The sequence below is a fragment of the Halobacillus sp. HZG1 genome (genome assembly GCF_035818575.1).
In the GTDB taxonomy this organism is placed as follows: Bacteria; Bacillota; Bacilli; order Bacillales; family Halobacillaceae; genus Halobacillus; species Halobacillus litoralis.
On record NZ_JAYLVQ010000049.1, the window covers coordinates 1 to 11,515 of the forward strand.

Annotated in this window: 10 protein-coding genes; all 10 read right to left on the reverse strand. The window is 36.5% G+C overall.

Annotated features, from left to right (window positions below; genetic code table 11):
• Nucleotides 1-160: 160 nt before the first annotated feature.
• Entirely contained in the window at nucleotides 161-2,158 is a 1,998-nt protein-coding gene (locus VKA52_RS07365; RefSeq protein WP_326314809.1) for an ABC transporter permease subunit, read from the reverse strand.
• A gap of 254 nt (nucleotides 2,159-2,412) precedes the next feature.
• Complete coding sequence (locus tag VKA52_RS07370; RefSeq protein ID WP_326314810.1) at nucleotides 2,413-3,219, reverse strand: undecaprenyl-diphosphate phosphatase; 807 nt, start codon at nucleotides 3,217-3,219, stop codon at nucleotides 2,413-2,415.
• A gap of 189 nt (nucleotides 3,220-3,408) precedes the next feature.
• Nucleotides 3,409-3,636 carry a DUF3953 domain-containing protein gene (locus VKA52_RS07375; RefSeq protein ID WP_326314811.1) on the reverse strand — a complete coding sequence of 76 codons (228 nt, stop codon included), beginning with the start codon at nucleotides 3,634-3,636 and terminating at the stop codon, nucleotides 3,409-3,411.
• 1,804 nt (nucleotides 3,637-5,440) lie between these two features.
• Nucleotides 5,441-5,980: a GNAT family N-acetyltransferase gene (locus VKA52_RS07380; protein ID WP_326314812.1), complete on the reverse strand. Its 540-nt coding sequence runs from the start codon at nucleotides 5,978-5,980 to the stop codon at nucleotides 5,441-5,443.
• Between the two features lie 327 nt (nucleotides 5,981-6,307).
• The gene (locus VKA52_RS07385; protein ID WP_326314813.1) at nucleotides 6,308-6,766 is read right to left on the reverse strand and encodes a heme-degrading domain-containing protein; all 459 of its coding nucleotides are present in this window, start codon (nucleotides 6,764-6,766) and stop codon (nucleotides 6,308-6,310) included.
• Between the two features lie 12 nt (nucleotides 6,767-6,778).
• Nucleotides 6,779-7,966, reverse strand: a complete 1,188-nt coding sequence (locus VKA52_RS07390; RefSeq protein ID WP_326314815.1) for an MFS transporter — start codon at nucleotides 7,964-7,966, stop codon at nucleotides 6,779-6,781.
• A 25-nt stretch (nucleotides 7,967-7,991) separates the two neighbouring features.
• The gene (locus VKA52_RS07395) at nucleotides 7,992-8,726 is read right to left on the reverse strand and encodes an IclR family transcriptional regulator (protein WP_326314817.1); all 735 of its coding nucleotides are present in this window, start codon (nucleotides 8,724-8,726) and stop codon (nucleotides 7,992-7,994) included.
• 254 nt (nucleotides 8,727-8,980) lie between these two features.
• A complete protein-coding gene (locus tag VKA52_RS07400) occupies nucleotides 8,981-9,733 on the reverse strand; it encodes a metallophosphoesterase family protein (protein ID WP_326314819.1) in 753 nt (250 codons plus the stop codon).
• Nucleotides 9,734-9,892: 159 nt separating this feature from the next.
• The gene (locus VKA52_RS07405) at nucleotides 9,893-10,789 is read right to left on the reverse strand and encodes an alpha/beta fold hydrolase (RefSeq protein ID WP_326314820.1); all 897 of its coding nucleotides are present in this window, start codon (nucleotides 10,787-10,789) and stop codon (nucleotides 9,893-9,895) included.
• A 443-nt stretch (nucleotides 10,790-11,232) separates the two neighbouring features.
• Nucleotides 11,233-11,515: FtsW/RodA/SpoVE family cell cycle protein (locus VKA52_RS07410; protein WP_326314821.1), on the reverse strand; the 283-nt coding region annotated here is incomplete at its 5' end.

The following is an 11,515-nucleotide window of genomic DNA, read 5'->3' on the forward strand; positions in this document are numbered from 1 at the left end:
TTTATTTAAGTATGCCTGAAACCAGTCGATACGGTCATAAACCACTTCATTTATCCAATATGTTCTGACAAGCGGATTGAAATCCTGCGAATAAGTGAGTATTTGAAAGAAAAGCGGATCTAACCGAGGGAGTTGAAGACTCGAACTCGAGATAAATTACTCAAATATACTTTCCCTCTTTAACAAAGGAGAACATTTCCTTATCTTTATGTGATTTACCCTCTTCATTAAATTCCATTGATTTCTTTACTTTTGGTTTTAAATGAATCCCTATCTTACGTTGCTGATTCTCAATAAGACTTTTCACGACAGCTTGAATGGACAAGATGAGAAGGACGTATAACACTAAAACAGGAATGATTAACCAATACCTCTCTGTCATTATTCCAATTCTCATCGTCTCAAAGAGCGATGTCCATTCATAGATCAAAGATTGAGAAGCCCCCTCTCTATTTCCTCGAATTGTCCCACCTAAGAATATGGAAAGCACACCAAGGTGCAGGAGAACCTGTAGAACTTGAATCATTTGTTGTCCAAGCAATAAAAATAACCTTGGAACCAAATGGGGAGTCATGTGTTTAAAGAAAATACTTACCTTACTTGCTCCGAGAAGCATAGCAGCTTGCGTGTACTCTTTTTTCAAGATTTCATCAGATTCCTGTCCAATAACATTCAACAAGACTGGGAGAGCGAAAACAATTAAAATAATCAATTCTAATACTATATTAGAAACCATTAGCGATTCAGCAAGTTGTTTTTGATGTTCCTCAAAAATCACGATGTCCACAAGTAAGACATAGGCAATTAATGTCATAGGCAAAAACTGCATTCCATCAGCTAATCCATTAATGACTTTCTTGGACCGCGCTCCTAACCAGAAGGTGTAAGGAATGCTGAGTATGTAACCGATAACTACTCTGGCAAGAGCAACTAAGAGGGTGAACAAAATCGTGTACTTCGCACCAACAATCAACATTTGTAGAACAGGGTATCCATTTAAATTGGAGCCAAAAATTAATTTCCCTTCACCCCAGGAATGAGGAGGAGCTTGAATATTTCCCTTTGGGTCTTCCACTAACCCCGCATTTTCAACCGGTGTGTTATACAATATACTGATGCCCAGCAGAAAAATAATATACCCTAGACCCACAAGAAACTTCGGTCTTTTAAGTAATAGCAAAAGTTGTTTAACAAGTGCACTCCACACGGAAATCAATCTTTCCATTAACCCTTTAAGCGAAAATTTTTGGAGATGAAGAACTTCGGCATTTTTCAGCATAGAAGGCGGAGATAAGGTGCCCGTTTTTGTTTCTTCTCCAACCAGCCAATCCAACAAAGAATAAATGAAATAAAATGGAGTGAAAATTAGAATCAATGATACCGCCATGATAAAAGGTCTTGTATCAAAAAAGATTAACCGCACAATTCCATAGAAGTTATGTAAATACTCGATAACTAATAAACTCGACAATGTAAGCCACAGAATCGGCTTTGATTGAATAATTAGGTTTCTTTTAATATTACTTAAACAATGCTTTACAAGAATAGTCGTGTTTCCTAGCCCCTTACTTTTAGCTAATGTAATATAGTCTTTTCTCCATTCTTCTTCCAGTAGTAAAAGACAAGTCCTGTAAAATAGCACAGTTGGTAAAATACATAATGACAAAATAGGAGAGAGGTAAATTTTTTCTTCACCTAAATAGACAAATCGAAAAAGTAAAAGATCAAACGACTTAAAAAACCAAACCACGAACATTTGTAATAAGAATATAAACAGAATATCTGGCAATGCTTCTAAACTATTTAAAACAGTATGTATGGCCCGACTTACCTTTCTAGGTAACCCAAAGGTCGATATAGCTAATACAAGTCCCACTATAATGGCAATGGCTAGCGCGGAAAATAAAATGGTCATAGAATAAAGGTAGTTATCTGATATATAAGAGAAGAGAGGCTTTTCTAAGTATTGATAATTAAGACGATGTTGGAAGACCCATTCTGAGGGAGTTATTATCTGCTTTATTACATGTGCTACGCTTTGAAAATAGAGCGGTATATTCCATTTAAATCCATTAGAAAATATAACTGATATACAACTTATTAAAATTATACCTATGACACCAAAAAGATATTTAATGCAAAATTTAGCGACCTTCAAACGAATCCCCCATTTCTATCTTGAAATTCTATACGATAACTAAGGGACAAAGTTTCAATTTTTTGTAATTTAATTTATGTATAATTTCATCCGTGAATGTAGAGGGAGATGGTAGATCCCCCACACCCTTCATGAAAATTTATTCCGAAACTGAGACTTCAACTATCCTGAACGATAGTAAAAAAGCGATTGCTCTTATTGAACAATCGCCCCCATTTCTTGAAGACTTGATCTCGAGATATTTTCAAGTGAACTTAAAATATGAATAGGATTAATAACCCTGCTACAAAGCAGTAGTATGCAAAATACTTTAGGTTTCCTCGTTCCATAACTCCCATAAACCATTTGAGGGAAAAGTATGAAAATGTAAGGGACAAAATAAATGCGGCAGCGTAAGGGAGTACCACTCCCTGAAAGGATATATCGTTGATTTTAAGTAAGATGGTACCGAGACTTACCGGAATATACAATAGAAAAGAAAAACGTAACGCAGTATCCCTTTGCATTCCAACACCCATAGAAGCCACAATTGTAGCCCCCGACCTACTTATACCCGGTATTAAAGCAATAGCCTGTGCGAAACCAACTATTATTGCATCTCGAAAGTTGAGGCTTTTATCACTTTTTCTCCCTTTGAAATTCCTAATAATCCAGAGAGCAATACCTGTGATTAGTAATGCCACACCCACTGGAACAATTCCTTTCAATTTTTCTGATAACCAATCTTCCAATAACAAACCTAAAAGACCCGCTGGAATAGTACCAACTAATAAGTACAAGATGAACATAAAATCTTTTTTATATGTATCGGTACGTTTGGAAACGAATTTCAAACCATTATTTGATAGCCTAATTAAATCATCTCTGTAAATAATAACCACTGCTATAAGTGAAGCAAAGTTCATCAATACCTCAAAACCAAAATCATTTTTCGGAACATCAATTCTCAACAATTCCTGTGCTATTACCAAGTGTCCACTTGATGAAATGGGGATTGGTTCTGTAAAGCCTTGAAGGGCCCCTAATAAAGCATACTTAAACAATGTAAATAAATCTTCCAACTAATAACACCTACTACTTCTGTTTTTTTCTTACATACAAAAATTTCTTATGCGAAAACCTGCTCCGTAACTACGTTGATCGTATCATATTAAATTAACGCCCCCGTTTCCGTAAGACTTGATTTCGAGATATTTTATGTAATCTACTACCTTCTCGCATTACTCGAACCATTCAGATGGCCATCCTAATCAATTTGATAGAGATAATGCCCCCATTAAAACAATAATTCCAGATAAAAACAATAAATACACTGCACGAGCTTTCCGTTTATTTTGGAACTCTGAAATACTGTATATTAAAAGCATGGCCCCAATAAAAAACTGAGTATAGTATAAGATTTGTTTGTTATCAGTTATAACACTAAGAACTATTAAGGAAATTGCTATAAAGGCTGCTACAATTCTAATTGCTTTCATCAGGACCCTCCTTCCTCTTATAACTATTAATATAATAGATGTTACTGATGGTTTTTTGTTCTGCTTTTATCTATGTATGTAACAAAAAAATACAATGACCATGATAACAGTCCAACCAATGCAGTAATCCAGCTCTGGATATTTACTTCAAAAAATAAAACTATGAAGAAGTAACCTAAACACAACAATCCAATACCCCTACTTAATTTATAACCCAATATCCCCCCCCTCTCTAATAATTTTGTTTACTTAGTAAAAAAGCCAATTTTCCCATAGAACAATTCCCCCCATTTGTATAAGACTTGAATATATATCGATTAAAAATGAGTCATAATAACTTATGTAGTTCAGATTACTTTTTTCTAATTGGGAAAGCTTGTCTATTCTTCGATAAAGTGATTCCTTAACAAAAGGGATCGTCTTATATCCTTAGATATTAATTGACTTAGTTATATGAACATTACAGGTAATATGCCATTTTCTAACAGTCTACATCCAATTATATTACTAATTTTTCCGGAACTTTTTCTCTAATAAAATTGCTACAATAATAAATGTCACAACAAAAAATGACTGTGCAATATTTGTCCCCCAATTTAAATTGTCATGTCTAATATAATCCGCTATAACTAACCAGGCAGTAAGAAGAAAAACCCCTACAATATAAATTATACTTGTTCTAATAATAATTCCCTCTCAATCAATTTAATTTTTGAATTTCATTTACTTAATCGAAAAGGCTAATCACTCGTAGATAACTCCATGGTTATTAGTATTCAGTTGAGCTAACTTGCCATGAAAGGCAAGAAAATCACACCTAATACAATGCTCAATAAACAAGTAATAATCCAGTCTCTCTTGCTTCTCATATTAAACAAAAAGTTAATTGTAGAACTTATGATAAAGCATACTGAAAATCCAAATAAGAAATATGCTATGTATTCCATTTCAACACCTCTTTTAAATACTTTTCACCCTATCGTTTGAATGAATTCCCTCGTCTTCATAAAGTGAAATAAAAACCGCAAATACTCCTGACCCGATTCTTGAAGACTCAGTTTCAAGATAACTTCATTAGCCCCTCTATCTCTAATTATCTCTAAGAGATTTTATAATAAAAGAACACACATATTGCATAAAAGGGGGCAGCCAAACAAATAAAAGTTATTCCAGATTTTATTTCATCAATAGTATATAGGTGAGAATAAAATAAAAAATATAGTAGCCAAGAAATCAAGGCTATAGACGCTATTAAATAATGAAATACTTCGTCTTTTTTTCTATAATCCATTACATTACTCAACGTGAAGCCCCTTTCAAAGATATTTATAAATCCGATATACCTTATGTACGAGACAAAAAGATTTTAGTTTCAAAATGACTGTTATATCGAAACTGTGTCTATAACAACCCCTGTGCAAACAATACTAAGAGGGCAATTCCATTATTATAGAATTGCCCCCTTTCCTTGAATACTTGATTTCGAGATATTCTTTAGTTCGTTATCTTAATTTAACTGTCCCTTCACCTGAAAATGGTAGCTATTTTTTGGTGAATTGAAATTATCAATCCATATAATGAAACGTAGAGTAGTAATTTCCCGTAATACATGTAATCTTATCTGGAGGTGCATGATGAAAGATATTTTCAAACTTATACTCGCAGTAATTTTAGGTATAGCATTGTGGGATGGAATAAAATACATATGTAATCTACTAATTTAAATCGTAAAAAACAACCATTTTTTGGTTGTTTTTTTATACTGTCAAAAAGTTATTGCGGAAAAGCCCCCGTTCTTTGAAGTTCAATTGTTGTCTTCCTTTTCCAAATCCTCAACCAGCATTCCATATACTATACTGTCTGTCCACTCACCTTTGCTCCAGTAATCCTGTTTGAAGTGCGCTTCTTTTCTCATCCCTATTCGTTCACACAGCTTTTGAGAGGCTAAATTCCTTGCATCCAAGGTGGCTTGGATCCGATGCACTTTCACTTCTTTGAATAAATACTTCACTAATTGACTAACAGCCTCTGTTGCATATCCCTTACCTGAATTTTGAACAGAAAAGCTATAGCCAATTTCAACTGTATTTTTAACCCCTGTAAACCATATAGATAAATCACCGATCAAGCTTGTACTGTCCACTACTGCCAGACTTAAGCCAGTTTCTTTAGTAAGAGAACAGTTCTCCAATTTCTTCTGAAATAACTCCTGCATGTTTTCACATGTCCATTTTTCGTGGAGTAGATACCTACATGTCTCCTCGTTATTGTAAATGTTAAATACATCTTGTAAGTCAGTAATTTTAAATGGTCTGATTGTTAATCTTTCAGTAGCGATTTCCAAGAGAGAACCTTCCTCCTTAGCTATATTTAATCTATTTAAGAATTGCCCCCATTACTTGAATACTCGAATTCGAGGTGTTTGTGTAAACCTATAAGTAAAACATCAATATTTTTAAAATTAAATATTTCTTAAGGTTTATTACCGTTTTTCTCAAATACTTTACTGAGTTTATTTACATTCAATACCCCTAAATAGTCAAAAGACTTAACTTACTGTCATCATACGTGTCTTTGCAAAGGTTCTTTCACAAAAAGTAAAATAAAATATAAATGGGGAAGGTTCTCGGGTTTGACGAACACGAGAACCTTCCCCAACACAGTTCAAATCTTAATCTTTATCTAAGAAACGTCTAACTCCTGCTACACAGTAATCATGATCCATTTGCGGAGTAAGCCCAGCTACGGTAACAGAACCGATTGTACCTACCCCTTTGATTGTAATAGGCAAAGAGCCGCCGACAGCTTGGTACTCCTCAACTGGAAGCAAGGAACTTTCATTGTGTGTGGTGCCCATTTCTTTAAAACGAGCTGCAATGAATTGTGTGCTGTGATTGTAGTGGTCCACGACGTTTTTCTTGCGGTATAACCATTTTATATTCTCTTCTGATGTTCCATCCATTAGATGAGTGAAAAGCGGCAGACGATTTTTCTCGATGTGCACCGCCACAGACTTGTCGTTTTCTTTGGCATATTGGACGAGTTCCATGCCCAGTTTTAATGCCTGTTCGTTAGTGAATTGGTCGAATTCCAGCTCTTTCTCGAGTTGTTGTAGGATTTCTGTATTCATATCTAAACTCCTTTAGAATAAGTTTTGTTTCTTATCTAGTCGATAGTTGATTGCAGCCAGAAGAAGTGCGATGGTCACCATAATGGCACCAACCCAAGCTGTATCAAGGTAATTCATCGTCTCCACAACGAAACCACCGATCGCAGAACCGCCGGCAATTCCTATATTGAAAGCTGAGATGTTCATCGCCGATGCGACATCCTTCGCTTTTGGTACAAGTTTCTCAGCGAGCATGAGAATGTAGGACTGGACCCCCGGAGTCAACATAAAGGCGAATAAACCTAGAATAAAGACTGATAGATAGCTAAAGGTCTGGTTTGGAAGAAATACCATTTGCAAAAACAGTACGAATATTTGGATAAAGAATACAAAACGGAGAGCTTTTACAGGATGGCTGTTGCTCACCTTACCACCGATGATATTTCCGATCGCCACGGCTATTCCATATAACAGAAGCATCCACGATATAGCCCCTTCGGAGAATCCACTGACCTCCTCAAGGATTGGAGAAAGGTAAGTGAATAGCACGAAAGTCCCTCCGAAACCGAATGCTGTCATCAGCAGAGCAAGTAAAATTCTCGGGTTCGATACAAGCCGTCCTACATCACCGAGGGTAGGAGATTCAGTCGGTCGCTTCATACGATCCACTGCCCATAGATTGGCAACTAGTCCGATGAGTCCAAGGACTGCCACAGAATAGAAGGTAGCTCTCCAACCAACCGCTTGTCCCACAAATGTCCCGAATGGTACGCCAATAATGGTAGCCACCGTCAATCCAGTAAACATAATGGAAATGGCTGAGGATTGCTTGTCTTTCGGCACAAGTTCCGCAGCTACAGTTGCAGCAATGGCGAAGAACACGCCATGAGCTACAGCTGTAATAATACGTGATATTAACAATAACTCATATGTCCCGGAGAGCCCTGAGAGGACATTTCCAAGGATGAAAACGGACATGAAAGTAAGGAACAATCCTTTCTTTGGAAGCTTTCCCGTCATTGTCGTCACAATGGGAGTCCCGATCGCAATGGCTGCTGCGTAACCTGAGATCAAGGTCCCTGCTTTGGTTACGGAAATATCCAGATCCGATGCAACGGTTTGAAGGAGTCCGACAATAACGAACTCTGTCGTACCGATGGCAAAGGCACTAATGGCTAGTGACAAAAGTCCGATGATCGCTTTTGATGATAATTTACTCATAGCTGTGTCCTCCTTGACGTCTTAATTACAATAGTTTTGAAATTTGAGCGCTACATGCTCTGATCTTTTTACTGACCTGAGTGTCGTATTGTTTTGGAATTCTACTAGCCGGTCCAGATAATGCCAAAGAAGCCACCACTTCTCCGTTTCGATAAATGGGAGCAGCGATACAACGAAGCCCGACTTCCGTTTCTTCATCATCCACTGCATAGCCTTGATTTTGAATGGCTTTGAGGTGATAGAGAAACAATTGTTCATCATCGAATGTATTCTCCGTTTGCTTCTTCCACTGTAGCTTTTTCAGGAATTTCCTTCGTTTTGATTCGTCAAAAAAAGCGACGATGGCTTTCCCAAGGGCGCTTCCATGCGCAGGATCACGATCCCCGACCTCAGAATGAATGCGCATAGCATGTGTACCATCGACTACCTGAGTCGTAACCACATCCGTCCCGTCCAATATCCCAATATATGCGGTTTCTCCCAGCTCCTGACTTAGTTCGTACAGAGGCGAAACCGACACCCAATCCACTAAAGGATTGTGGTTTTGTTTGAATTCCGCTAGCTTCGAAGAAACCCGATAAACTTGACCGTTCTTCTCTACATATTCCATGTGTTCTAGAGTATGGAGCATGCGGAAGGCCGTCGTTTTGTTGAGCTTCATGTGATGCATCACTTCGTTCATTGTCATTCCCCCGCTCTCCATCAGCAAATTGAGAATGATCAATCCTTTTTTTAACGTTGAAACTTCATATTGACTCATGAGTGTGTGCCCCCTTTGCACAGTTGTTATCATATAGCGCCGAAAAGTGAATATCAAAAAAAGAAGTTGCGGTTTCGATATATGAAACTCACAACTTCATGATTAGCTTCTAAACTTAATCTTATTCATTTAATAAGGTATAACCAATATTGAACAAAAAAGCGATTGCTCTTGTTGAACAATCGCCCCCGTTTCCTTAAGACTTGAATTCGAGAGATTTCTTTGTTTTGCACACCTGTTTGCTAAGTAAAGGCTTAGACAAATTGTAAGTGTTGTTCTCCATGAAATACCTTTAATATAAAGTCTCTAGCGGGGACATCTAACTTTTCATAAGAAAGTAAAAAGTCTTTATTCTCATAAGGTACTTCCATAAAAGAAACATCCATCTGTTCATTTGATCCGACATGCAATTTAACGTATGGCGCAACAGGTTTGTGATTACAACCTAATGAACTCGGGTTAAGATAAAGTCTTTTGTTAGACCTAAAATGATGAACAATATGATGGTGCCCAAAACTGATAACGTCTGCTTCGGAATTCTCATATGTTGCATCAAGATTTTCAGTTGTCGGATGGTTATCAATAGGTAAGAACTTATTTTGTTTATCTAAATGATAATGAACAAACAAAAAGTTTTTACCATTTATCTTCTCATATTGCATATCTGGAATGCTTAACAATTTAGGGATGAACTTCTTGTCTAATCCAGATGCTATCCATTTATGATGCTCTCTTTCCTCACCGACACTTCCTGGTTCTTTCCCATCAATTATTTTTAAAATGGCTTCATCATGATTTCCTTTAACAAAGGTTATATCATTACGTAAAAACAACAAGTCAAGAACCTCATTTGTTTCGTGACCGATACCTATTAAATCACCAAGACAATAAATATGTTCTATTTGCTTATCTTTATCAATGCTATCTAAAACAGCTTTTAATGCAGCGCTATTCCCATGTATATCAGCGATAATCGCAATATTGGTACCTATATCAATCACATCCATCTTTTAAAAATTAGTGTTTCATCTTAAAACAACTCAGTTCGTATAATGAAAAAGCGATTGTCACTATTGAACAATCGCCCCCGTTAGCTGAAGACTTGAATTCAAGATGTTTCAGCGCAAGTAAATTCATCTTTTGTAGATTGGAAAATTCCCTTCAGATCAGTTTGTAAATATGAATTCTTTTATTAGACTAGAATAGTTTTCTGGTTCCTCGTACCTTGGAAAGTGCCCACTTTCTTCAAATATAGATATCTTACGGTTAGAGCCTCCATTAGCAAACGCAGTTAGTTGATCATTACTTGTTACCCAATCATATTTACCTTTTATCAATAGCATCGGGCAAGCAATAGAATCGAGTTGGGGTAACAGTGAATTAAATACTCTTCCTTCTTGATATAACTTTTGTTGATGATTTGCTGCCCGTTCCCAGTTTTCCTGTGGAATACCTGAGTTTTCAACAAGACGATCAAAAAACTTTTTGTCTTCTCCATGGACATACAAATTGTCTTTATGTTCACCCAAATCAATAAGAGCTTCTATACATTTCTCCCAAACCTTTTTAGTATCTCTAATATTTGCAGCAGCTAGGTACTCATTGACCTTCTCATATTCCCCTAGCCCTTCAAATTCCTGAAGTGCTCCCGTGATTAGAGATCGTGCAGAACTTTCTAGATCTAGCGTTGGACATTCCAATAAGAGATGGGTGACTTTTTCAGGATAGTTTAATTGATACTTAACTGCCCAATATCCCCCAAATGAATGTCCAATGATCCCCCACTTTTTTATCCCTAGTTGTTTGCGAATAGATTCGCAGTCCTTCACCAGATCACGAATACCGAACGTCTCTTCGTTTTCGATTGGATCCGATCGAAGGACCCCTCTTTGATCTATCGCTATGACCTTCATAAATTTTGAAAGTCGTTGACCTTGGTGTTCAATGAAATCATAGCAACCAACTCCAGGTCCACCGTGTAAATACAAAAATACAGGAAGATTGTCATCACCATGAACTTCATAATAGATTTTCTTATTATTAACCGTTAAATAATTAGACACATAATTCCCCTTTTGTTCTAACCTATAATTAAGTAAGTAAATCTTTATAATTCATATCTCCAAAAAGCGAACCGTGGTGAAATATTCACCCACCAGCTCTCAAAAATAATACTAGCTAGAGCCATAATGACCATTTTTCTTTTTTAATAAGAACATTCTTCCTATAGATAACAATATTTCTTATGTATCACTTTGTGATTCTAAAGAGCAGCATCCCAAATACCAATTATTTCAAAACAAACCCAAGAACTCAATACTTATTAATAAAAGAAGCCTATCCTTTCTATGGATAAGCCCCTGGGGCATGAAGACTTGATTTCAAGATATTATCAGTGAAAGTGTATCAACTCACTCTATTTTTAAGGGTATAGATCAGGAACGGGTAATATGATTGCATGGATAATGCAATTAGACAGGACAGCTACGGCACATTTTCCTCGGCGTTATGATTGGTGAGATAACATCGATCCAACGATAGCTTTTTTTCTGTAAACACTTAAAATCAGTCCAAACACCACTGCATGTAAAACCATAGGATGAAAACCGTAACTTAAGAACGGGAGAGAAAAAGCCATAAATGGCAGTAATCCAAAGGACATTAGAAGATGATAAAGAAAAGGAACCGAATAAAAAGTTAGTCCCCCAGTAATGAGCATTTTTCCAAACCTATCGCTGATCTTTAGATTCACAACAACCAGCCGCACCATCAATAATAAGAGTACAAGA